The organism is Ramlibacter sp. Leaf400, assembly GCF_001424545.1.
GTDB lineage: Bacteria > Pseudomonadota > Gammaproteobacteria > Burkholderiales > Burkholderiaceae_C > Ramlibacter.
The window spans coordinates 538,156-561,032 of sequence record NZ_LMQL01000009.1; the positions used below are offsets into that span (position 1 = coordinate 538,156).

Genomic DNA, 22,877 nt, shown 5'->3' on the forward strand with positions numbered 1-22,877 from the left:
AGGCCCGGTGCGTCAGTGCGCCATCGTGGCGCGGGCCTTCTCGTAGATGCCGGGCGTGAGGCCGGGCACCTTGGAGTAGGCGACCTTGGCCTTCTCGGCGAAGGCCTTGACATCGACGTCGCTCACGATCTGCACGCCCTGCTTCTTCAGCTCGTCGGCGAAGGCCTTGTCGGAGGCCAGCGTGGCGACCGTCAGCTCCTCGCCCGCCTTGCGGCCCTCTTCCAGCAGCACGGTCTTCAGGTCGGCCGGCAGGCTGTTGAAGAAGCTGGTGCTGGTGACGAAGGCGGCGAACATCATCTGGTGCGCGGTGTTGGACACCACCTTGCGCACCTCGTAGAGCTTGGAGCCGGCCAGCGAGCCGTAGTTGGCTTCGGCGGCATCGACCACGCCGGTCTGCAGCGCGTTGTAGACCTCGCCCCAGGGCAGCGCCTGCGGACGGGCGCCCAGCGCGGTGAAGGTCTCCAGCATGATGGGCGACGGCGGCACGCGCATGGTCAGGCCCGCCATGTCGGCCGGGGTGCGAACGGGCTTGCCCGCCAGCAGGTGGCGCACGCCGAACAGGCCGTCGGCCATGATCAGCTTCAGGCCCTGCTGCTCCAGGCGGGTGGACAGGTCCTTGAACACCGGCGAGGCGAACAGCTTCCTGGCGTCCTCCGGGCTGGAGAACATGTAGGGGCCGGCCACCACCGCCATGTCGGGCACGAACTGCGACAGCTGGCCGTAGTCGGTGACGCTGAGCATGCGCGCGCCGCTCTTGATCATCTCGTTGACCTTCTTCTGCGGGCCCAGCTGGTCGCCGGTGAAGATGGTCACGGTCATGCGTCCCTTGGACCGCTCCTTCACCCGCTCGGCGAAGCTGTTCATCACCTTGACGACCGGCTCGTTGGGGTTGGCCTGCGAGGTCGAGAAACGCAGGGCATAGGTCTCCTGGGCCTGCGCGGGCGCGAGGACGGCGGAGCCGAGAAGGCCGGCCAGGGCGGCGGCGGCGAGGACGTTGCGGCGGAAGGTCATGCTGTCTCCTGGGGTCGGTCGGACGATTCTTTAGCAAACTTCGCGTTTGCAAATGAATGGTACGAACGGAGGTAAGCTGACGCCCTAGGTGTTTACCCGGGGAATCGGGTGAATCCGAACCGAGACAATCGCACGGTAATGAATTATCGATTTACCTATGAGCCAACAGCCTGACGCCGTCGACCTCCCGCTGGCCGGCCTGCGGGTGCTGGACTTCAGCCAGTTCCTGGCCGGGCCCTCCTGCGCCCTTCGCATGGCGGACCTGGGCGCCGACGTGATCAAGGTGGAGCGCCCGGACGGCGGCGACCTGTGCCGCCAGCTCGTCGTGGCCGACCAGCGCATGGGCGACGACAGCGCCCTCTTCCACACCATCAACCGCAACAAGCGCAGCTTCGCCGCCGACCTGAAGCGCCCGCAGGACCTGGAACGCGTCAGGCAGCTGGTCGCGCGGGCCGACGTGATGATCCACAACTTCCGGCCCGGGGTGATGGAGCGCATCGGGCTGGACTACGCCTCGGTGCAGGCGCTCAATCCGCGCATCGTCTACGCCGCCGTCACCGGCTACGGCGACGAGGGCCCCTGGCGCGACAAGCCGGGCCAGGACCTGCTGGTGCAGTCGCTCTCCGGCATCGCCTGGCTGAGCGGTGCGGGCGGCGAAGGCGCGCCGCCGGTGCCGGCCGGCCTGTCCATCGTGGACATGATGACGGGCGCCCACCTGCTGCAGGGCATCCTGGCGCTGCTCCTGCGGCGCGGCATCAGCGGCCGCGGCGGCCGGGTCGACGCCAGCCTGCTGGAATCGGCGCTGGACCTGCAGTTCGAGCCCTTCACCGCCTACCTGAACGGCGCGGGCGAGCCGCAGCGCAGCGCGGTCAACCACGCCAACGTGCATGCCGCGGCGCCCTACGGCATCTACCGCACGGCCGACGGCTTCCTGGCGCTGGCGATGGCGGCCATGGACGACCTCGCGCGGCTGGTCGAATGCAAGCCGCTGGCCGACCTGGCCGCCGACCGCACCGGCTGGTTCCGCAACCGCGACGAACTCAAGCGCGTGCTGCAGGATCACCTGCTGTCGCGCCCCACCGCCGCCTGGCTGCAGGTGCTGGAGCCGGCCGGCGTCTGGTGCGCCGACGTGCTGACCTGGCCGCGCCTGCTGGAGCATCCGGGCTTCGCCGCCCTCGGCATGGTGCAGTCGCTGGGCAGCGGGGGCGCCACGATGAAGACCACCCGCTGCCCGCTGCGCATCGACCGCCAGGTGCTGCGCCACGCGCGGCCCGCGCCCGCCATCGGCGAGCACACCCAGGAGATCCTGCAGGAGCTGGGACTGCAAACCACCGAGGAGACCGCATGACCGAGGAACGCTATTTCGAGGAGTACGTGCCGGGCGCGCGCCGCGGCACGACGGGCCGCACCATCACCGAGGCCGACATCGTGCTGCACGCCGGCCAGACGGGCGACTTCTTCCCGCACCACATGGACGCCGCCTGGTGCGCCACGCAGGAGTTCAAGCAGCGCATCGCCCACGGCACGCTGGTCTTCAGCGTCGGCATCGGCCTGACCGCGTCCACCATCAACCCGCGCGCCATGTCCTACGGCTACGACCGCATGCGGTTCGTCAAGCCGGTGTTCATCGGCGACACGATCTACTCGCAGGTCGAGATCACCGACTGCCGCCCGCACCCCAAGCGCCGGGGCCACGGCATCGTGGTGGAGACGGTGACGGTCACCAACCAGCGCGAGGAGACGGTGCTGGTCTGCGATCATCTGCACCTGGTGGAGCGCCGCCAGCCGCTGTGAACGGCCTCCCCCTCCCGATGCCCGCCCGCCCCATGAACGCCGCCGAACCCGATTCCTCGCCCCGCAGCAAGTACGCCGTCCCGGCCCTGGAGAAGGCGCTGGACGTGCTGGAGCACCTGGCGGAGCAGGCCGTGCCGCTCACCCAGGCGCAGCTGGCGCGCGCGCTCGGCCGCGAGCCCGGCGAGCTGTTCCGCATGCTCACCTGCCTGGAGTCGCGCGGCTACCTGCGGCGCGACGACGCCGGCGGCTACCAGCTGACGCTCAAGCTGTTCGAGCTGAGCCGCACGCACTCGCCGCACGAGCAGCTGATCGAGGTGGCCACGCCGCTGATGCGCGACCTGGTGGACCGCGTGCGGCAGTCCTGCCACCTGTCGGTGCTGCACCGCGACGAGGTGCTGGTGCTGGCGCAGGTGGAGAGCCCGCAGCCGGTGCGCCTGTCGGTGCAGGTCGGCTCCCTCCATTCGCCGGTGGCCACCGTGTCGGGGCAGCTGCTGCTGGCGCACCTGGAGGCGGCCGAACGCACCGAGCTGCTGGCGCGCCAGGCCGACTACCTGCGCCTGTCCGCCGCCGATCGCCAGGAGTTCCAGGCGCGGCTGGCGCGCGTGCGCGAGGACGGCTGGGCCTATGCGGAAGGCGCCCGCTTCGTCGGCGGGCTGGACCTGGGCGTGCCGCTCGGCCGCCCCGGCGCGCGCACCCGCGCGGCGCTGACCATCGCCGCCCTCAAGGGACAGCAGGGCCCGGACCTGTTCGAGCTGCTGCCCAAGCTGCAGCAATGCGCCGGCGAGATCGCCCGCGCGTGCGGGCTGGGTTGAGCCCGCTGCGGCGCGTGCTGGACAAGGCGCCCGCAGGGGCTGGGATAAAGTCGGCCCCATGTTCAGTGTTACGGTGCGGGACGACACCGCCTACCTCGTGGCCATGGCCACCGGCCGGGCCGAGCTCGCGCACCTGTGCGGCCTGGCCGACCTGGCGGCCCGCATCGCCGTCATGAAAGGCCACCGGCGCGCCCTGGTCGACCTGCTCGAGGTGCAGCCCTTCCTGACGTTCACCGAGCACCTGCAACTGGGCGCGCACGTGGCCGCCGCGTTCGGGCCGCTGGAGCGGGTGGCCACCGTGGTGCCGGCCAGCCAGCGCAACGGCACCAGCGAGAAGGCGGCCCAGAAGCACGGCCTGCGCCTTCGCACCTTCACCGTCCTGCAGGAGGCCGACGCCTGGCTGCAGGAGCGAGACACCCCCCTATCGAAAGCGACACGTCCATGAGCTCGCGCTCCAAGCAGACGGTCCTGGTGGTCGACGACAACGCCGCGCATCGCTACGCGACCATGCGCGGGCTGTCCAAGGCCGGCTTCAGGATCATCGAGGCCGCCAACGGCACCCAGGCGCTGGAAAGCGCCGAAGGCGCCGATGCCGTCGTGCTGGACCTCTTCCTGCCGGACCTCGATGGCCGCGAGGTCTGCCGGCGGCTGCGGGCCCGGCCCGCCACCGCCAACCTGCCGATCGTCCACGTCACCTCGGTCTACGTGACCGAGCACGATCGCGAAGAATGCCGCCGGGCCGGCGGCGACGACTTCATGGTCAGCCCCGTGCTGCCGCAGGAGCTGGCCGTCACGCTCGACGCGCTGATCGCCCGGCGCGCCGGCAAGGGCGGCCCGGCCCCGGCGCCCGACGCGCCGGCCTGAGCCGGGCCGGCGGCTCACTGCCCGCTGCCTTCGCGCGGCGCCAGGGCCTGCGACTGGGCCGCGGCCTCCGGCGATTTCGCCACGCGGCCCACGGCCAGCGCACCGATGCGCCGTCCCATGTCCAGGCCCACTTGCGTCGACGTGCGGAAGTGGATGCCCTCCCAGACGCGCGCGTCCCCCACCTCCTGCATGAAGGCCTCGACCGTGGCCCAGCGCCGCGTCGCGCCCTGGGCCGTGGGGCTGCTGGTCGCAAGTTCGGGCAGGCGGCCGCGGCCGGCCTCGGCCTTCAGCAGTTCCCCGACGGCGCCGGCCAGGATGCTGTGCGCGCTGGGGTACTCGGGGTGCGACGGGTTGTCGATCATCGGCGTCCAGCCGGCCTCGACCTCGGTGGCCGGGTTGTCGTCGCGGTCGCCGTTGCGGATGGCGGTGACCGGGCGCCAGAAGCCGTAGTGGTACTTGGCGTCCAGCACCGCGATCAGCGCGTCGTCCATGGCCTGGCTGGCGGCGGCGAACAGGCGCGCGTTCTGCGCCACGCTGCGCCCCGGCGCCTGCGCCACCGAGCGCACGACGCCGTGGTAGATCGGCGGCAGCGAGTATTCCCAGAACTTCGCCACCTCGGTCTGGGCGGCGCTGCGTTCGCGGCTCGCCTTGGCGCCCAGCGCCTTGACCTCGTTGTAGTCGCGCGCCCACTGCACGCTGCCCAGGGCCGGCGGCGGCCCGGGGCGCAACTGCGCCGCGTCGGCCAGCAGCCAGGGCTGGCGCTGCGGCCACTGCGGCGCGGCCACGCCGGTGGTCGGCACGTACGCGCCGGGCGCCGCATGCGGGCGGTAGCGGTCGCCCGCGCCGGCGCCGTCGTCCGCGCGCCAGGCCAGCACGCGGGCCGCGGCCTGTTCGCCGGCGGCGATGCCGGCCGCGGTGGCCGGGCCCTCGCCCAGCTTGCCGAGTGCCGCGCGGTAGGCGGTGGCGATGGCCGCGTCCTGCTGCGGCAGCAGCCTGGCCAGGCTGGCGCGGCTGGCCGCGGCCACGGCGGCATCGGCCGCCAGGGCCGCGCCCTCGCCCGGGTGCTGCGCCTGCGCGGCGGCGACCGCCTCGTGCACGGCGGTCTGCACGATGGCCATCACGCGCACGGCCGGCGGCGTGCCCAGCTTGGCCTGCACCACCAGGTCGCCGGCCACGGTGTTCCAGTCGGTCACGGAGTCGGCGCGTGCCTGGGGCGCGGCGCCGGCGAAACAGGCCACCGCGAAGCAGGCGGCCGAAATCTCTCTTGCGTTTCTCATGGCTTTCTCCCGGGCCTGCCTCAGCGGCGCGTGATGATGATCTCGAGGTAGTCGCTCACGACGACGAGCCCGTCGCCCTGGCCGCGGTCGAAGCGCTTCATCAGCGCCACCAGGTCCTCGGCCAGCGCGTGCTGCCCGTCGGCGTCCAGCGCGGCGAAGGCCTTGAGGATCGGGCCGTAGTAGCTGCGGAAGACCTCCAGCATGTGCTCGGCCGAGCGGTAGCGGAACATGAACTGGCGCGGCTCGGCGGCGATGCCGGCGGACGCCGCGCCGAACAGCTCGACGATGCGCGCGCGGCTGCCCCACAGCGCCGGCGACGCCACGCCCGCCGGCGGCGGCACGTGCCTGCCCACGGTCTTGAACACCTGGCCGATGAAGCCCTCGGGCGTCCAGTTGGCCATCGCGATGCGGCCGCCCGGGCGGCAGACGCGCAGCAGCTCGGCCGCCACGCGCGGCGGGTTGGGGGCGAACATGCAGCCGAAGATCGACAGCACGGCGTCGAAGCTCTCGTCGTCGAACGGCAGCGCTTCGGCATCGGCCTCGCGGAAGTCGATGCCGTGCAGGCGCTCCGCGGCGGCGCGTTCGCGGCCACGCTCGAGCAGGGCCGGCACGTAGTCGGTCGAGGTGACTTCGCAGTAGCGGCGCGCCGCGGCCAGCGTCGCGTTGCCGTTGCCGGCGGCGACGTCCAGCACGCGCTCGCCGGCGCGCAGGTCGGCGGCTTCGCAGAGCGTCTCGCCGACGATTTGCAAGGTGGTACCGACCACGGCATAGTCGCCCGAAGCCCAGGTGGCCTTCTGTCGGGTCTTGATGGCGGCGAAGTCGGGCCCGGTGGCGGCTTGCGGGGCGGCGACGGTGGCGGACAGTGCATTCATGGGCATTGCTCCAGTGGATTGAGGAAGGGTCGGACGGGCGGGTGGCGGTGTCCGGCATTCGTCGCCGTGCGGCCGCCGAAGAAAACTGTCGGCCGGCGACGTGGAAGCCGGCGTGGTGGCCAGCGTGGAAATTCACGTGGAAATGCAGACGCAGCTGAGCGGACCGCCGCCCACGGCCGGGCTGGCGTTGCGGCTGCTCGGCCCCCTGTCGGTGAGCCGCGGCGGCACCCCCGTGGCGCTCCCGCCCTCGCGCAAGGTGCGCGCGCTGCTGGCCTACCTGGCCGTGGCCGGGCGCACCACGACGCGCAGCCACCTGTGCGAGCTGCTGTGGGACCTGCCCAGCGATCCGCGCGGTGAACTCCGGTGGTGCCTCAGCAAGCTGCGCTCCGTGCTCGACGAGCCCGGCCGGCAGCGCGTGCTGGCCGACGGCGAAGGCGTGTCGCTCGACCTCTCGGACTGCAGCGTCGACGTGCTGGAGGTGGCCCACGCCCTGCGCGACGGCTTCGCCAACCTGGCCGCCGCGGACCTGCAGGCGCTGGCCGCCCGGTTCGGTGACAACGACCTCCTCGAAGGCCTGGACCTGCCGCGCAGCCCGGCGTTCTCGGGCTGGCTGATCGCCGAGCGCCGGCGCCTTCGGGCCACGCACGCGGCCGTGCTCGAGCACTGGGTGCAGGCCCTGCCACCGGGCAGCGACACGGCACTGGCCGCGCTGGAGCACTGGCTCGCGATCGCGCCCTTCGACCGGCGCGCGCACGAGGGCCTGCTGGAGGCGCTGGCCTCGCGTGGGCGCCTGCGCGAAGGCGAGGAGCACCTGGCCGCCACCGCGCGGCAGTACGAAGCCGAAGGGCAGGACTGGGCCCCGATCGGGCATGCCTGGCGCGCGGCCAAGTCACGCGCCGCCCGCCATCCCCGTGAAGCCGACGACCGTCCCTCCCTCTCCGGTCATCCCCGCGAAACCGACGACCGTCCTCCCCCCTCCCGTCATTCCCGCGAAGGCGGGAATCCAGTGCTCCCGCTTCCGTTTTCGCTCGACCTGCGCGCTGCGCCGGGTCCCCGCCTGCGCGGGGACGACGAAGCGCCCACCCCCCTCCCCCGCCGCGCCTCCCTCGCCGTCATGCCTTTCATCGACCGCACCCCCGGCGTGGCCCTGCGCGGCGGCCTGGGCGACGGCATGGCGCACGACGTCATCACGCGGCTGGCCAAGCTGCGCAGCATGTTCGTGATCGCCGAGGGCACGATGTTCGCGCTGTCCGAACGGCGGGTGGACTCGCAGGACGCCGGCCGCCGCCTGGACGTGGACTACGTCGCCAGCGGATCGATCCGGCGCGGCGCCGATGCGCGCCTCACGGTGACGGTGCAGCTGGCCGAAACCCGCACTGCGCAGGTGGTGTGGGCCGAGGAGTTCTCGGGCCGGTTGGACGACACCTTCGCCGTGCTGGACGAGATCGGCAACCGCATCGTCTCGTCCATCGCCCGGCAGATCGAGGTGGCCGAACGCAACCGCGCCATCCTCAAGAACCCGAACTCGCTCGATGCCTGGGAGGCCCACCACCGCGGCCTGTGGCACATGGTGCGGTTCAACCGCGAGGACAACGAGCAGGCCCGGCACTTCTTCCAGACCGCCGTGCGGCTGGACCCGACTTTCGCGCGGCCCCACGCCGGCCTGTCCTTCACCCATTTCCAGGACGCCTTCCTGGGCTGGCGCGAACGCGACGCGGCGATCGAGCGGGCCTACGGCGCCGCGGCCGACGGCGTGATGGCGGACGAGCGCGATCCCGCCTCGCACTGGGCCCTGGGCCGCGCGATGTGGTTGAGGGACCGGCAGGACGAGACCCTGGGCGAGCTGCATTCGGCCATCGAGCTGAGCCCGAACTTCGCGCTGGGCCACTACACGCTGGCGTTCGTGCACATGCAATCGGGCGACCCGCGGACGGCCATCGCCGAGGCCGACCACGCACGTGCGCTCAGTCCCATGGACCCGCTGCTGTTCGGCATGCTCGCGTCGCGCGCCATCGCCCTGGCGCGCCTGGGGCAGTACGAGGAAGCGGCCGACTGGGCGGTGCGCTCGGCGGCGCGGCCGAATGCGCATGTGCACATCCGCGCGATCTCGATGGTCTGCCTGGCGCTGGCCGGGCGCGTGCAGGAAGCCAAGGACGTCGCGGCGGCGATCCGGCAGTCGCAGTCGGGCTACGGCGTCGCCGACTTCCTGCAGGCGTTCAAGCTGGGCGCCGAGGCCGAAAGCCTGGTGCGCAAGGCGGCGCGGCTCATCGACGCGTGAGGAGCTGGGCGACCGGAGCGCCGGTGCCGCCCGAGGCGACGCCTTCCGCCGCCGGCCGGGTGCAGTCCGCGTAGGCATCCAGGCCCGGCGCGAAGGCCGCGGTGCGCACGTCCAGCAGCGCCAGCACCGAATGGAACAGGTGGTCGTGCGTGACGCGTGTGTCCCGGCGGCCGCGCAGGCAGGCCAGCTCGACGCCGCTGCGGCGCTCGAAGCCGGGCGAGAGCCAGGTGATCCATGGCACGCGCTTCTGCACGTCCGGCGCGATCGCGTACGGCAGCCCGTGCAGGTACAGGTTGTTCTCGCCGAGCGACTCGCCGTGGTCGGCCACGTAGACCATCGCGCCGTCCCAGCGGTCCTCGCGTTCGCGCAGCCAGCCGATGGTCGATGCCAGCACGTGGTCGGTGTAGGCGATCGAGTTGTCGTAGGCATCGACCAGCTGCTCGCGGCTGCAGTCCTGCAGGTTGGCGCTGCGGCACTCGGGCCCGAAGCGCTTGGACGCGGGCGGCGAGCGGCGCCAGTAGGCCGGGCCATGGCTGCCCATCTGGTGCAGCACCAGCACCACCCCGCGGGCACGCCGCACGGCGGGCAGCGCGTCGATCCGGGCGTCCAGCCCTTCGAGCAGGATGCCGTCCAGGCATTCGCCATCGCGGCACAGCCGCGGGTCGCTCGACGCGGCGACGCTCGCGTGCGGGACGCGGTCGCAGACGCCCTTGCAGCCGGCCTGGTTGTCCAGCCACAGCACGGCCAGGCCGGCGTGCTGCAGCACGTCGAGCAGGTTCTCCTGCGGCTGCTTCTGCGCATTGAACGCCTCGCGGCCCAGCGCGGAGAACATGCACGGCAGCGCGGTGGCCGTGCTGGTGCCGCAGGCCCAGGCGTTGGTGAAGCTGGCCACGCCCTGCGCGGCCAGCTCGGGCGTGGTGTCGCGGGCGTAGCCGTTGAGCCCGAGGTTGCCGCTGCGGCCGGTCTCGCCCACCACCAGCACGAGCAGCGGCGTCCTGCCACCGGCCGCGCCGCCGAGGACCGCGTCGCGGCCCACCGGTGCGAGCGGGCCCGCCTCGCGCGCGAACGGGCGCGCCGCCACCACGCCGGCGGCATAGACCGAGTTCAACGGGCTCATCATGTAGCGAAGCTCCTTGTGGTTGCGCATCGCCGAGGCCAGCGGCTGGAACACGGCCAGGATGGCCACGGCCGCGAGCGCCAGGCCCGCCGCCGCGGCCAGCAGGTTGTGCAGCAGCTGGCGCGCGGGCGGGCGCCAGCGGACGGCGACCTTCGACAGCCCCCACGCCGGCAGCCCGGCGAGCAGCGCCAGGCACAGCGGCAGCCGCAGGCTCCAGAGGTCCGCCGCCTCGTGCCAGTCGGTCTCGACGACGTTGACCAGCATCCCGGGGTCGACCACCACGTGGTAGGCCAGCATGAAATACGCGGCGGCCGCGGTGACGAACAGCAGGACGGCGACGGCCGCCTTCAGGGTCCGCCGCCAGGCCAGCAGGCTCAGGAGCGCGGCCGTGCAGCCGGCCAGCACCACCGCCAGCGCGGCGGCCAGCGCCCAGCCGGCCGCGGAATCGAGCAGGCCGAAGCGGCGCAGGCCTTCCCAGAGCGGCAGGTTGCCCGCGGTCGCCATCCACGCGCTGGCGGCGGCGATGACGGCGAGGGGATGGCGCGCCGGCGAAGTCATCGCCCGCCCCACCCGGACTGCATGGACGCCGTGTCCACCGCCAGCGCGACCGCCCAGCAGATCCACGCGCTCCACAGCGTGTGGCTCATGAAGTGGGCGCCGCGCACCTGCTGGGCCGCGCCCAGCACGAACCCCACCGCCAGCGACGCAGCCAGCCAGCGGCGCGCGATCGCCGGGTCGGTCTCGCGAAAGCAGAAGTAGCCGCCGACGAAGGCGAAGCCCGCGCTCGCATGCCCCGCGGGAAAGCAGTGCCCCGGGCCGCCGTCGTGCAGGCGTGTCCAGTGCGGCACGTAGTGCGCGACGCCGCCGAAGGCCTGCAGGTCCCAGGGGCAGCTGGTCGCGCTCAAACCCTTCAGCGCCGAGACCAGCCCGGCCGCCAGCAGCGTGGTGGCCGCCAGCTGCAGCCGCCGGCGCACGTCGAGCCGGCGCAGCACGCCCACCGGCCACCAGACCGCGACGCACAGCGCCAGGGCCAGCCCCCAGGACAACCAGCGCGCGCCCGTGTGCAGCACCGCCGCCAGCAGCCAGTGCTCCCGCAGCGCGAAGCCCTGCGCGCCACCGGCCAGGCCGGCAAGCTGCAGGTCCGGGGCCGCGAGGTCCCAGAGCACCAGCCCCGTCAGGGCGACGAGTGTCGCGATCGCGGGCCCGGGCGGGGGAAGCGCTTTCTCCATCCGCCTGAGCTTGCGGACCGCGACTTAACGCAGTCTTAAGGCCGGGCGGAAGGCGCAGTCGTCGACAGATCGCACAATCCCCGCCATGCGGCTGCTGGTGGTGGAAGACGACGAAGGCATCGCCAGGGGCCTGGCGGACAACATGCGCCTGCACGGCTGGGCCGTCGACATCACGGCGGCGGTGGGGCCCGCGTGGGCGGCGCTGCGGGCCGAGGCCTTCGACGCCGTCCTGCTCGACCTGGGCCTGCCGGACGGCGACGGCAGCCAGCTGCTGCGGCAGCTGCGGGCCAGCAAGGGGCCCTGCCCCGATCCGCTGACGCCGGTGCTCATCATGACCGCGCGCGACACGGTCGGCGACCGCATCGAGGGCCTGGACCTGGGCGCCGACGACTACGTGACCAAGCCGTTCGACTTCAACGAGGTCGCGGCCCGGCTGCGGGCCTTGCGGCGGCGCGCGGTGGGCCGGGCCTCGCCGGTGATCGCGCACGGCGACCTCGAGGTCGATCCCGCCGCGCGCACGGTGCGCAGCGGCGGCCTGCCGGTCGATGTGTCCACCCGCGAGTTCGACGTGCTGCTGGTGCTGCTGGAGGCCAGCCCGCGCGTGCTGTCGCGCGGGCAGATCGAGGCCCGGATGTACAACTGGGAAGCCGCGCTGGACAGCAACGCGATCGAGGTCCACATCCACCGCCTGCGGCGCAAGCTGGGCGAAGGCCTGATCCGCACCGTGCGGGGCGTGGGCTACTTCGTCCCGGAGCCGGTGGCGCGATGAGGCGGCGCACGCTCGCCCGCCACCTGCTGGCCTGGACGCTGGGCGCCCTGTGCATCGTCTGGGCCAGCTTCGTGCTGGTGGGCTACAAGACCGGCGAGCACGAAGCCGACGAGCTGACCGACGGCCACCTGGCCAGCGTGGCCGCGCTGCTTTTGGACTACGGCAACGGCGAGTTCATCTCCGGCGCCGGCATGTCGCCGCCGGGCGGCGCCGCCGCCGACCTGAAGGCGCACGACTACCAGCAGTCGATGAGCGTGGTGGTCTGGGACGCCGCCGGCCGGCTGCTCACGCGGCGCGGCGATGCGCCGCCGCCGCCCTACCCGCGGCAGGAAGGCTTCGACACGCTGCAGCTGGGCGATCCGGCGATGCCCTGGCGCTCGTTCTCGCGGTGGAACGAGGACCGCAGCCGCCTGGTGATGGTGCTGCTGTCGGTGCGCGAACGCGACGACCTGGCCGACGACATCGCGCAGCAGATCACGCAGCCCAGCCTGTGGCTGCTGCCGGTCATCGCCCTCGTGCTGGGCCTGGCGATCTACCGCGGGCTGCGGCCGCTGTACGAGCTGTCGCGCGAGATCCTCGCGCTGGACATCCACCGCTCGCAGCCGCTGCCGACGGCCGGCCGCCACCGGGAGTTCGACTCGGCGGTGCGCGCCATCAACACGCTGGTGGACCGCTACAAGTCGGCGCTGCAGCGCGAGCAGGAGCTGGCCAACGAGTTCGCGCACGAGCTGCGCACGCCCCTCACCTCCCTGTCGCTGCAGGCCCGGGCCCTGCGCGGCGCCCCGCCGCAGGCGATGGAGGACGGCCTGGCCCGCATCGAGCAGGACGCGCTGCGCGCCGGCGGCGTGGTGGCCCACCTGCTCGCGCTGGCGCGGGTGAGCCGCGGCGAATTCGAGCAGCTGGAGACCGAGCTGGAACTGCAGGAGCTGGCCCGCGAGGTGGTGGCCGCGCTGGCGCCCGTCGCGCACCAGCGCGGGCACGAGCTCGGCGTCGCCGGCGGCCGGGTGGCGGTGCGCGGCCACCGCGGGCTGCTGGAGATCGCGCTGCGCAACCTGGTCGAGAACGCGGTGGCCCACACGCCGCACGGCACGCAGGTCGAGGTGCAGGTGGACGGCGCGGGGCGCTGGCTGCAGGTCTGCGACACGGCCGCGCCGGGGGCGCAGCGGCCGCCGCGCGAAGGCTCCCACCTCGGCCTGGGCCACCGCGTGGTGGACAAGGTCGCGCAGCTGCATGGCGCGGCCTTCGCCGAAGTGGCGCCGCCGGCCGGGTTCGGGCGCAGCTACCGCCTCACCTTCCCGGCACGGCCGGCGGGTGCGGCGCCGTCGCCGCCCGATTCAAGCGCCCTGGAAGAGCCCGGCGCGGACCCGCTCGGGCCGCACGCCGATCCCCACCAGCCGGGCGGGCAGCCGGCGCAGCATCGGTAGGCGATCCAGGAGCGTGACCGCCAGCGGCGGCCGGGACGGCGCATCGCGGCGCGCGAGCAGCGGGGTCAGCAGTTCGTCCTGCACCGCGACCTGCGCGCGCTGCGTCACGCGGGCCGGCCAGTGGCGCCGCTTCTGCACGGCGGCCAGGTCGGCTTCGCGCAGCCGGCCCTCGCGCAAGGGCACCGCCAGCAGGTTGGCCGCGGCCACGGCGTCCTGGATGGCCAGGTTGATGCCCACGCCGCCCACCGGCGACATGGCGTGCGCGGCATCGCCGATGCACAGCAGCCCCTTGCGGTGCCAGGTCGGCAGGTCGGTGATCTGCACGTTCAGCAGCTTGACGTCGTCCCAGCCGGCCAGCGCCTGCACCTCCTGGGCGAAGAAGGGCGCGACCGCCGCCACCCGTTCGCGGAACGGGGCGATGCCCTGCGCCTGCAGCGACGCGAGCGAGCCCTTGGGGATCACGTAGGCGCACTGCCAGTAGCTGCCGCGGTTGATCATCACCAGCATCGCGCCCGGCCGCATGATGCCGCCGCTGCGGGCGGGATGCCGCTGCGCGTCGCGCGCGAGCCGGAACCACAGCACGTCGATCGGCGCGCCGACGTCCCGGGTGCGCAGGCCGGCGCTGCGGCGCAGGGTCGAATCGCGGCCGTCGGCGGCGACGACCAGGTCGGCCCGCACGCGCCAGCGCCGGTCGGCGCCCTGCACCTGCACGCCGACCACGTCCCCGCCCTCCTCGATCACGGATTGCGCCTTCGCGCCCAGGAGCAGCGTGAACCCGGGCAGCGCCCGCGCCCGGTCGGCGATGAAGTCCAGGAAGTCCCATTGCGGCACCAGCACCATGAAGGGCCGCGGCGCCGCCAGGTGGCGGAAATCGGCCAGCGTGACCAGCCGGCCGAAGACGTCGGCGACGAGCTCCTGCACCTCGTCGTGCGGCAGTTCCAGGAAGTCCTCGAGCAGGCCCAGGTCGTCCAGCACGGTCAGCGTGGAAGGGTGGATGGTGTCGCCGCGGAAGTCGCGCAGGAAATCGGTGTGCTTCTCCAGCACCGTCACGCGGACGCCGGCGCGCGCCAGCAGGTAGCCCAGCATCAGCCCGGCGGGCCCGCCGCCGGCGATGCAGCACTGCGTGTGCTCCTCGGCCGCGGGCGCGTCGGCAGGCGCGTCGAAAGCCATCGCGGGGCCTTCAGCGCCGCCGGGCGCTGGCGACGGCGTCGGCCAGGCAGCGCTGCTCGGCCTGCTGCAGCAGGCGGTTGATGCGGCCTGCCTCGGCCGGGGGCAGCTCGCATTCGGCATGGCCGTCGGAGCGGCCGGTCTCGGCCAGCGTCGCGCACGCGGCCGCCCACTGCACGTCGAAGGACATGAGGGCGCCCTCCACGCACAGCGCCTGGTCCGGCTGCTGCACGCGGGCCCGGGCCTGGGCGGTGAGTTCCGGGGGTTGCGTGCTGAAGTACGCCCGGCCGGCGAACAGGGCCGTGCCCAGCAGGGCCAGCGCCACCGCGCACTCGGCCAGCCAGTGCCCGAGGGGGGCACGCCCGCCCGCAGAGCCCGACCGGTGCAGTGTTGCGGCCATGTCCGCATGCTAGGCGCCGCCGCCGCGGATTGCTGTCGGACGGCTGCGGACGCCGGTGGCTCGAAAGGGTCGGGGCGGCCCTTCCTTCAGCCGAACAGTGCCTCGTTCCCGAGCTGCAGCCGCAGGTCGCGCTTGAGCACCTTGCCGCTGGGGTTCTTGGGCAGCGCCTCCACCAGCCGCACGGCCTTGGGCACCTTGAAGCCGGCCATGTGCTGCTCGCAGTGGGCCATGACGTCGCGCTCGCTCAGCGGCTGGCCCGGCCGGGCCACGACCACCGCCACCACCGCCTCCACCCAGCGCGGGTGCGGCACGCCGATCACCGCCACCTCGCTGACGCCGGGCAGGCGGTAGATCATCTCCTCGACCTCGCGGCTGGCCACGTTCTCGCCCCCGGTCTTGATCATGTCCTTCTTGCGGTCGACCACGGTGATGTAGCCGTCCTCGTCGACGGTGGCCAGGTCGCCGGAGTGGAACCAGCCGCCCTCGAACGCGGCGCGGGTGCGCTCCTCGTCCTTGAGGTAGCCCAGCATCAGGTGCGGCGAGCGGTGGACGATCTCGCCGACCTCGCCGGGCTTGACGTCGCGCATCGCGTCGTCGACCACGCGGGTCTCCACGTTCAGCACCGGGCGCCCGCAGGAGCCGGGCTTGCGCAGCTGGTCCTCGGGACCCAGCAGCGTGGCCAGCGGCGCGATCTCGGTCTGGCCGTACAGGTTCCAGAAGCCGACGTCGGGCAGGCGCCGCGCCATCTCGCGCAGCACCTCCACCGGCATGATGCTGGCGCCGTAGTAGCCCTTGCGCAGGCGCGACAGGTCGGTCGAATCGAACAGCGGCGAGCGCAGCAGCGAGATCCACACCGTGGGCGGCGCGAAGAAGGAGTTGACGCCATGGCGCGCCAGCAGCGGCAGCAGGTTCTCGGCCGTCGGCCTGGCGGTGATGATGCTGGTGCCGCCCAGGTAGATGCAGGGGCCCAGGAAGACGTCCAGCTGCGCGCAGTGGTACAGCGGCAGCGCGTGCAGCATCACGTCGTCCTTGGCGAAGCCGGCCTCGATGGCCAGGCTGGCGTACTGCCAGATGATGGCCTCGTGGGTGAGCATCGCGCCCTTGGGGCTGGACTCGGTGCCGCTGGTGTAGACGATCTGCGCCAGGTCGGCGCTGCCCAGCTGCGGCACGGCCGGCGGCGCGGCCTTCGACTTCAGCAGGTCATGGAAGGACACCATGCCGGCGACCGGCCCGGACGCATCCTCCGAGGGCAGCCACACGAACTGCCGCACCTGCGTGTCGAGTGCCGCCGCCTCGTGCGCGAGCGCGGCCAGGCCGCTGTCGGTGGCCAGCCAGCCGGCCTCGGCGTGCCGCAGGATGTAGGCGACCTCCTGGGCCTTGAGCATGAAGTTGATGGGCACCAGCACCGCGCCCAGCCGCGCGATGGCGAAGCGGAAGGCCGCGAAACCGTGCGAGTTGCGCGCCAGGATGGCCACCCGGCTGCCGTGCCCTATGCCCAGCCCGGCCAGGCCGGCGGCCAGGCGGTCCACGACGGCGTCGAACTCGGCATAGGTCCACCGGGTGTCGCCGCAGAGGACGGCCGGCTTGGCGGGAACGCGCTGCGCGGTGCGGTGCAGCAGGTCGGCGAGGGTCTGGCGGCGGATGGCGGTGTCCATGGCGATCCGGGGAGAGTGGGGGCGGAGGCCATGATAAGAGGACGCTAAGGCAGCGACCGGACCACGCGGCAGGGATTGCCCGCGGCGAAAACGTCGGCCGGCACGTCGCGGGTGACCACGCTGCCGGCGCCGATCACGGCGCGGTCGCCGATGCGAACGCCGGGCAGGACGATGGCGCCGCCGCCGATCCAGACATCGCATCCGATCTCCACCGGCCGGCCGCATTCGGCCTGGCGGCGCTGCACCGCGTCCATCGGGTGCAGGGGCGTGTAGACCTGCACGGCCGGGCCGAGCAGCGTCCGTGCGCCGATGCGCACCCGGCAGACGTCCAGCACCACGCAGTTGAAGTTGAAGTAGACGCCCTCACCCAGCTCGATCTGGGCGCCGTAATCGCAGTGGAACGGCGAGGTGACGATCGCCGAGTCGCCGCCGGCGCCCAGCAGCTCCTGCAGCGCGGCCTTGCGCTGCGGGTCGTCGGGCGCCAGCTGGTTGATCCGGGCGCACAGGAGGCGGGCGCGCTCGCGCGCCTGCACCAGCTCCGGGGCCCGAGCGTCGTAGGGCTCCCCGGCCAGCATCTTGTCGCGTTCGGACGGCATCGGGCCATTCTTGCAGCCTCCGGGCCCGCTTCGGCGCGTGTCAAGCGCAGCAGAACAACCCCTGGGGACATAGTGTCCGAACTGCTCGGCAAAGGGCCCGATCCGCGACAATCGCGGCATGACGAAGAGAGATTGGGCCGCAACGACGGCCGACGGGACCCACATCACCATCGAAGACGAAGCGGAACTGACCGCCAAGGAGCTGGTTCAGGAACGCAAGGCCGCCCTGGACGAGCGCCAGCGGCTCACCTGGTTGCAGCACTCCGCCGAGCAGCTGGCCGGCCGCATCCCCGTGTCGGTCTTCGCCATGGGCGATCTCGCCTCCACGTAACTTCGCGCGTCACCCCCGCTGCCCCAGCCAGCGGGCAGCGCCGAACCCGGCCCGGCGGCCGGTCGCCAGGCAGGCGGTCAGCAGGTAGCCGCCGGTCGGGGCCTCCCAGTCCAGCATTTCCCCCGCGCAGAACACGCCCGGCCGCTCGCGCAGCATGGCCGCGGCGTCCAGCGCGTCCTGGCGCACGCCGCCGGCCGTGCTGATCGCCTCCGCGACCGGCCGTGCCCGCACGAGCCGGATCGGCAGCGCCTTGAGCGCGGCGGCCAGGGCGGCCGGGTCCGCCAGCTGCTGCGGCGACAGCACTTCGTGCAGCAGCGCCGCCTTGACGCCGGCGATCCCCAGCCGGCTCTTGAGGTGGGTGGACAGGCTGCGCGGCCCGCGCGGGTGGCGCACTTCGGCCAGCACCCGGGCCTCGTCGTGCTGTGGCAGCAGGTCCAGCAGCCAGGTGGCCTGCCCGGTGGCGGCGATCTCGTCGCGCAGGCGGGCCGAGAAGGCGTAGACCAGGCTGCCCTCGATGCCGGTGTCGGTGACCACGAACTCGCCCTGGCTGCTGGCCTGCGGCGGGTCCGCCGCCATGCGCGCGGCCACCGGCTTGACCGGCTGGCCGGCGAAGCGCTGGCGCAGCAAGTCGCTCCAGCCCGGGACGCCCGGGCGGGTGGGTGAAACGTCGAAGCCGCAGTTGGCGGGCTGCAGCGGCGCGATGGCCACGCCGCGCGCCTGCAGCAGCGGCACCCATGCGCCATCGGAGCCCAGGCGCGGCCAGCTCGCGCCGCCCAGCGCCAGCACGGTGGCGTCGGCCGCGTGGGTGATGCGTCCGTTCGGCGTGTCGAACGCGAGCGCGCCCGCGCTTTCGTCCCACCCGACCCAGCGGTGGCGCGTGTGGAACCGCACGCCGGCCGCGCGCAGCCGGTGCAGCCACGCGCGCAGGAGCGGCGCGGCCTTCAGGTCGGTCGGGAACACCCGCCCCGAGGTGCCGACGAAGGTGTCGATGCCGAGTTCGCCCGCCCAGCGCCGCACCGCCTCGCCGCCGAACCCGGTGATCGCCTCGCGCAGGTCGTCACCGATCGCGCCGTAGCGCGCCAGGAAGGGCGCGGGCGGTTCGGAATGGGTCAGGTTCAGGCCGCCGCGGCCGGCGAGCAGGAACTTGCGGCCGACGGAAGGCATGGCATCGAAGAGGTCGACCGACACGCCCTGGCTGGCCAGCACTTCGGCCGCCATCAGGCCGGCCGGACCGCCGCCGATCACGGCGGCATGTGGGGGCGAGGAAGTCACCGGGGGATTGTCCTCGCATCGTGCGGTCGGGCCTTTCAGCCATCACTTGGCAACCGCCGCCAAAAAGAAACCGTCATTCCCGCGAAGGCGGGAATCCAGCGCAGCGCGCCCCTGTGGCTGGGGTGGAATGCGGGAGCACTGGATTCCCGCCTTCGCGGGAATGACGGAGGTGGGTGGCCCCGCGGGCGACGGGGTGGGTGGCCCCGCGGGTGACGGGGCGGGCGACGCGATCAGCGCGCCGCCTGCGCCTTCTCCAGCTCGGTCCGGTACACCCGCACCAGGTTCTGGTCGTACTGGCCCGCGAACTTGTCGGCCACCGGCTTGGTCAGCTCGCGCATGCGCTGCAGCGTGGCGGGCGGCACGTCGTTGATCTGCATGCCCTTGGCCTGCAGCTCCGCCCGCGCCTTGCCCGAGGCCTCGCGGCTGAGCTGCTTCTGGAAGTTGCCCGCCTCCACCGCGGCCTCCTGGATGATCTTCTGGTCCGCGGGCGACAGCTTGTCCCAGGTCTTCTTGCTGATCACCACCGGGTTGGCCGTGTAGACGTGGTTGGTCACGCTCAGGTACTTCTGCACCTCGTAGAACTTGCTGGTGAGCACCACCGAGAACGGGTTCTCCTGCGCGTCCATGGCCTTGGACTCCAGCGCGCCGTACAGCTCGGGGAAGGCCATCGGGACCGGGTTGGTGCCCAGCGCGCTGAAGGCCTCGATGAACATCGGGTTGGGGATCACGCGCAGCTTCAGGCCCTTGAGGTCCTCCACGTTCACCACCGGCTTGCGGCTGTTGGTGAAGTTGCGGAAACCCGTTTCCCAGAACGCCAGGCCGACCATGCCTCGCTCGGGCAGGCGCGCCATCAGCTGCTGCCCGAACGGGCCGCCGAGCAGCGCATCCACCTGCTCGGCCTTGCTGAAGGAGAACGGGATGTCCAGCAGCGTGAACTCCTTGACCACGCCGCCCATGATCGTGGCCGAGGGCAGCGTGATGTCCTGCACCCCGCCCTGCACCGCGCTGAGCTGCTGGGCCTCGCCGCCGATGCTGCCGCCGCCCAGCTCCTGCACCTTGATGCGCCCGTTGGTCCTGGCCGCGACGATCTCGCCGAACTTCTGCGTGCCCAGCGAGATCGGGTGGCCGGGCTGCACCACGTGGCCGAAGCGGATGGTGTGCTCCTGGGCGTGGGCGCCCGCGCCGGCCAGCGCGAGGGCCAGGAAAGCCAGGGTCAGGAAGGGTCTGCGTTTCATCGATGTCTCCTCGGGGGTTGGAAAGAAAAAGGGGTCAGGGGCGCAGCACGACCTTGCAGCCCTCTCGGGCCTGCACCATGTGCAGCGCTTTCTCGAAGTCTTGGAAGGGAACCTGGTGGGTCACCAGGGACAGCACCTGCTTTTCCACGCGGGGCAGCAGGTCCAGCATCAGCGGCCAGGTCGTGCCGTTGTAGCCGCGCGATCCGACCAGCGCGAGCTCCTTGAGCACCACCGGCGTGCTGACCAGCGTGCTCGGTCCGTGGCACAGCCCGACCAGGCCGACGCTGCCGCCGCGGCGCGCCATGGCCACGGCCTGCGCCAGCGTGCTGGCCACGCCGCTGGTCTCGTAGACGATGTCGGCGCCGTCGGCCTGCAGCGTGCGCAGCACCGCCACGGGATCGCGCGCGTCGATGTCCACCGGCAGGGCCCCGAAGCGCTGCGCCAGCTGCAGCCGCTGCGCATCGGCCGCCACGCCGGTGACCATCACGTTCGACGCGCCGGCAGCCAGCGCCAGCATGGCGCACAGCAGGCCGATGGGGCCCGCCCCGATCACGACGACGGTGTCGCCCGCGCGCACCGGCAGGCGCTCCATCACCGCGTGCGTGGCCACCGACAGCGGCTCCAGCAGCGGCGCCACCGCCGGGTCGGTGCCGGCCGGCAGGGGATGCGCGTTCCAGGCGGGCACCGTCACGTAGTCGGTCCAGCCGCCGTCGATGCGGCCGCCCATCAGGCGGCGGTCGTCGCACAGCGTGGGGCGGCCCATCGCGCAGTAGCGGCAGTGGCCGCAGGCGATCTGCGGGTTGACGGCCACCACCGAGCCCACCGGCACCCGGGCCTGGTCGGACTCGACCACGGTCCCCGCGAACTCGTGGCCCACGATGAGCGGGAAGGACGGCGCGTACTGGCCCACCACCGCTTCGTGCCATTTCCAGATCGCGACGTCGGTGCCGCAGATGCCGCCGGCGCTGATGCGCACCAGCACCTCGCCGGGCGCACGTTGAGGCGGATCGACCTCGATCAGCGCCATGGCGCCCGGTTCCGGCTTGAGCTTGGCGACGGCTTTCATGCGGTGGTCATTTCCTCTGCGATGGATTGGCCCGCTAGCGCTTGCGCCGCGGCATAAGCGAACACGACGGCCTGGCCCAGGTTGATGCCCGGGCCGGGATAGGCGCTGCCCATGGCGGACTGCATGTCGTTGCCGACCGCGAACAGGCCCGGGATGGGCGTGTCGCCACGCAGCACGCGCGCGTGCTCGTCGGTGGCCAGGCCCGCCGTGGCAGCGATGTCGCCGGGCTCCAGCCGCACCGCGTAGAACGGCGGCCGGTCCAGAGGGCCGAGCGTCGGGTTCGGCTGCACGGTGGGATCGCCCAGGTTGCGCTGGTAGGCGGTGGTGCCGCGCTGGAACTCCAGGTCGACGCCGGTGCGGGCGAAGGCGTTCATGCGCTCCACCGTCTCCTGCAACGCGACGGCCGGCAGGCCGAGCCTGGCGGCCAGCGCCGTGACGGACTCGCCTTCCACGATGTAGCCCTCGCGCACCGCGCGGCGCAGCCCGCGCGCCCCGGGCCGCACGCTGCCCAGCCCGTAGCGCAGCACCGCGCGGCGGTCGGCGACCAGCCAGGCAGCGGTGTTGGCGCCGCCGTCCGCATCGGCCTGCAGCATGCATTCACCGAACTGGTGGTAGGTGAGCGACTCGTTCAGGAAGCGGCGGCCGCGCGCGTTGACGACCACGGTGCCCGGCTTGGCCCGATCGAACACCAGGTGCGGGAAGACGGCCATGCTGCCGTCGCGGCGCGGGTGCACCGAGACCGGCGCCCAGTGGGCCGCGCTGCCGGGCGGCCGGGCGATGCGCGCGCCCAGCGCCAGCGCATGCTGCAGCAGCTCGCCGCCCGACGTGCCCGGGCGCGGCGTGTGTCGCACCGCCTTCGGGATGAGCCGCGCGCGCCAGGTCGGGTGGTCGTTGAAGCCGCCGCCGGCCAGCACCACGCCGCGGCGGGCGGACAGGGTCCGCACTTCGCCGTTGCGCAGCACCGTGACGCCCGTGACCGCGTCGCCATCGCCGGACAGGGCGAGCACCGCCGTCTCCGTCCAGACCGGCACGTTGCGACGGCGCAGCGAGAGCAGCAGCCGGCCGATCAGCGCATTGCCCATCACCAGCCGCGTGCCGCGCGGATGGCTGAGGCGGTCGCGCGCATGGCGCAGGACCAGCCGAACCGCGTGCGACAGCGAGGCCCAGGACCGCGTCATGTTCAGCAGGTGCCCGATGTCGATCCGGTCCACCATCATCCCGCCCAGCACGGTGAACTCCGGGATCGGCGGGCGCACCCGCGCGAAGTCGTCGCCGAGCTCGCGCCCGTCGAAGGGCAGGCACTCGAGCACGCGGCCGCGCGCGGTGGCGCCCGGCAGCTCGCTCAGGTAGTCGGGGTGGTGGGCGAAGGCGCGCAGGCGCACCTCGCTGTGGTCCGCGAGGGTGCGCACGGCACGAGGCCCCAGAGCGAGGAAGCGTTCGAGCAGCCGCGCGGGGGCTTGGCCGCCGGTGGCGTGTCGCAGGTACAGCGCCGCCTGCTCCGGCGAATCGCCCGCGTCCGCGGCCAGGTGCGTGTTGGGGATCCAGAGCGCGCCGGCCGCCACCGCGCTGGTGCCGCCGACCCAGCGCTCGCGCTCGGCCACCAGCACCCGAAGCCCTTCGATGGCGGCGAAAAGCGCGGCCGACAGGCCGGCGCAACCGCCGCCGAGCACGATCACGTCGAAGTCGGTCGGCTCCACCGGTGGGTCCT

At 72.9% G+C, this 22,877-nt stretch carries 22 protein-coding genes; 9 read left to right on the forward strand and 13 right to left on the reverse strand.

The genetic code is table 11. From position 1 onward, the window contains the following. Positions 1-12: 12 nt before the first annotated feature. Complete coding sequence (locus ASG30_RS10810; RefSeq protein WP_055895750.1) at positions 13-1,011, reverse strand: C4-dicarboxylate TRAP transporter substrate-binding protein; 999 nt, start codon at positions 1,009-1,011, stop codon at positions 13-15. 157 nt (positions 1,012-1,168) lie between these two features. Here ASG30_RS10810 and ASG30_RS10815 point away from each other — a divergent pair, with 157 nt between their 5' ends. Genes ASG30_RS10815 through ASG30_RS10835 form a run of 5 tightly spaced genes read left to right on the forward strand, consistent with a single transcriptional unit; the run spans position 1,169 to position 4,481 of the window. After that, a complete protein-coding gene (locus tag ASG30_RS10815) occupies positions 1,169-2,359 on the forward strand; it encodes a CaiB/BaiF CoA transferase family protein (protein WP_055895752.1) in 1,191 nt (396 codons plus the stop codon). Next, positions 2,356-2,805 (forward strand): MaoC family dehydratase, encoded by a 450-nt coding sequence (locus ASG30_RS10820; RefSeq protein ID WP_055895754.1) that lies wholly within the window; start codon positions 2,356-2,358, stop codon positions 2,803-2,805. The genes ASG30_RS10815 and ASG30_RS10820 overlap by 4 nt, the downstream gene beginning before the upstream one ends. A gap of 32 nt (positions 2,806-2,837) precedes the next feature. Next, the gene (locus ASG30_RS10825) at positions 2,838-3,617 is read left to right on the forward strand and encodes an IclR family transcriptional regulator (RefSeq protein WP_055895756.1); all 780 of its coding nucleotides are present in this window, start codon (positions 2,838-2,840) and stop codon (positions 3,615-3,617) included. Positions 3,618-3,675: 58 nt separating this feature from the next. Further along, entirely contained in the window at positions 3,676-4,062 is a 387-nt protein-coding gene (locus tag ASG30_RS10830; RefSeq protein ID WP_055895758.1) for a hypothetical protein, read from the forward strand. Further along, positions 4,059-4,481, forward strand: coding sequence for a response regulator transcription factor (locus tag ASG30_RS10835; protein ID WP_055895760.1), 423 nt, complete (start codon positions 4,059-4,061; stop codon positions 4,479-4,481). The genes ASG30_RS10830 and ASG30_RS10835 overlap by 4 nt, the downstream gene beginning before the upstream one ends. Before the next feature lie 14 nt (positions 4,482-4,495). Here ASG30_RS10835 and ASG30_RS10840 read toward each other — a convergent pair whose 3' ends face one another. Continuing rightward, on the reverse strand, positions 4,496-5,758 hold the full coding sequence (locus tag ASG30_RS10840; RefSeq protein ID WP_156385488.1) for a vanadium-dependent haloperoxidase: 1,263 nt from the start codon (positions 5,756-5,758) through the stop codon (positions 4,496-4,498). A 20-nt stretch (positions 5,759-5,778) separates the two neighbouring features. Further along, positions 5,779-6,630 (reverse strand): class I SAM-dependent methyltransferase, encoded by an 852-nt coding sequence (locus ASG30_RS10845; RefSeq protein WP_055895763.1) that lies wholly within the window; start codon positions 6,628-6,630, stop codon positions 5,779-5,781. A gap of 142 nt (positions 6,631-6,772) precedes the next feature. Between ASG30_RS10845 and ASG30_RS10850 the strand changes: the two genes are divergently transcribed. Further along, a complete protein-coding gene (locus tag ASG30_RS10850) occupies positions 6,773-8,908 on the forward strand; it encodes a transcriptional regulator (RefSeq protein WP_055895927.1) in 2,136 nt (711 codons plus the stop codon). Here the strand turns inward: ASG30_RS10850 and ASG30_RS10855 are convergent. Both ASG30_RS10855 and ASG30_RS10860 read right to left on the reverse strand, forming a co-directional pair. Continuing rightward, positions 8,895-10,583 carry a phosphoethanolamine transferase gene (locus ASG30_RS10855; protein WP_055895765.1) on the reverse strand — a complete coding sequence of 563 codons (1,689 nt, stop codon included), beginning with the start codon at positions 10,581-10,583 and terminating at the stop codon, positions 8,895-8,897. The two genes, ASG30_RS10850 and ASG30_RS10855, sit on opposite strands and share 14 nt — an antisense overlap. After that, positions 10,580-11,254, reverse strand: coding sequence for a phosphatase PAP2 family protein (locus ASG30_RS10860; RefSeq protein WP_055895767.1), 675 nt, complete (start codon positions 11,252-11,254; stop codon positions 10,580-10,582). The genes ASG30_RS10855 and ASG30_RS10860 overlap by 4 nt, the downstream gene beginning before the upstream one ends. Before the next feature lie 85 nt (positions 11,255-11,339). Between ASG30_RS10860 and ASG30_RS10865 the strand changes: the two genes are divergently transcribed. Next, positions 11,340-12,023, forward strand: a complete 684-nt coding sequence (locus ASG30_RS10865) for a response regulator transcription factor (protein WP_055895768.1) — start codon at positions 11,340-11,342, stop codon at positions 12,021-12,023. After that, positions 12,020-13,447, forward strand: a complete 1,428-nt coding sequence (locus ASG30_RS10870) for a histidine kinase dimerization/phospho-acceptor domain-containing protein (protein ID WP_082522025.1) — start codon at positions 12,020-12,022, stop codon at positions 13,445-13,447. Before ASG30_RS10865 ends, ASG30_RS10870 begins: the two co-directional genes overlap by 4 nt. Here ASG30_RS10870 and ASG30_RS10875 read toward each other — a convergent pair. The 4 genes from ASG30_RS10875 to ASG30_RS10890 all read right to left on the reverse strand — a co-directional run bounded on the left by ASG30_RS10875 (position 13,358) and on the right by ASG30_RS10890 (position 17,265). Beyond that, complete coding sequence (locus ASG30_RS10875) at positions 13,358-14,617, reverse strand: FAD-dependent oxidoreductase (RefSeq protein WP_055895770.1); 1,260 nt, start codon at positions 14,615-14,617, stop codon at positions 13,358-13,360. The genes ASG30_RS10870 and ASG30_RS10875 overlap by 90 nt on opposite strands. A gap of 10 nt (positions 14,618-14,627) precedes the next feature. Continuing rightward, the gene (locus tag ASG30_RS10880) at positions 14,628-15,014 is read right to left on the reverse strand and encodes a hypothetical protein (RefSeq protein ID WP_156385489.1); all 387 of its coding nucleotides are present in this window, start codon (positions 15,012-15,014) and stop codon (positions 14,628-14,630) included. A gap of 86 nt (positions 15,015-15,100) precedes the next feature. Beyond that, positions 15,101-16,669 carry a fatty acyl-CoA synthetase gene (locus ASG30_RS10885; protein WP_055895773.1) on the reverse strand — a complete coding sequence of 523 codons (1,569 nt, stop codon included), beginning with the start codon at positions 16,667-16,669 and terminating at the stop codon, positions 15,101-15,103. A gap of 44 nt (positions 16,670-16,713) precedes the next feature. Further along, a complete protein-coding gene (locus ASG30_RS10890) occupies positions 16,714-17,265 on the reverse strand; it encodes a sugar O-acetyltransferase (RefSeq protein ID WP_055895775.1) in 552 nt (183 codons plus the stop codon). 118 nt (positions 17,266-17,383) lie between these two features. Here ASG30_RS10890 and ASG30_RS10895 point away from each other — a divergent pair, with 118 nt between their 5' ends. Further along, positions 17,384-17,596 carry a hypothetical protein gene (locus tag ASG30_RS10895; RefSeq protein WP_055895777.1) on the forward strand — a complete coding sequence of 71 codons (213 nt, stop codon included), beginning with the start codon at positions 17,384-17,386 and terminating at the stop codon, positions 17,594-17,596. A 9-nt stretch (positions 17,597-17,605) separates the two neighbouring features. Here the strand turns inward: ASG30_RS10895 and ASG30_RS10900 are convergent, their stop codons facing one another. The 4 genes from ASG30_RS10900 to ASG30_RS10915 all read right to left on the reverse strand — a co-directional run bounded on the left by ASG30_RS10900 (position 17,606) and on the right by ASG30_RS10915 (position 22,866). After that, entirely contained in the window at positions 17,606-18,868 is a 1,263-nt protein-coding gene (locus tag ASG30_RS10900; protein ID WP_055895778.1) for an NAD(P)/FAD-dependent oxidoreductase, read from the reverse strand. 230 nt (positions 18,869-19,098) lie between these two features. After that, positions 19,099-20,103: a TRAP transporter substrate-binding protein gene (locus ASG30_RS10905; RefSeq protein WP_055895781.1), complete on the reverse strand. Its 1,005-nt coding sequence runs from the start codon at positions 20,101-20,103 to the stop codon at positions 19,099-19,101. A gap of 34 nt (positions 20,104-20,137) precedes the next feature. Then, on the reverse strand, positions 20,138-21,169 hold the full coding sequence (locus ASG30_RS10910; RefSeq protein ID WP_055895783.1) for a zinc-dependent alcohol dehydrogenase: 1,032 nt from the start codon (positions 21,167-21,169) through the stop codon (positions 20,138-20,140). Then, entirely contained in the window at positions 21,166-22,866 is a 1,701-nt protein-coding gene (locus tag ASG30_RS10915; RefSeq protein ID WP_235579769.1) for an FAD-dependent oxidoreductase, read from the reverse strand. Before ASG30_RS10915 ends, ASG30_RS10910 begins: the two co-directional genes overlap by 4 nt. Positions 22,867-22,877: the final 11 nt, after the last annotated feature.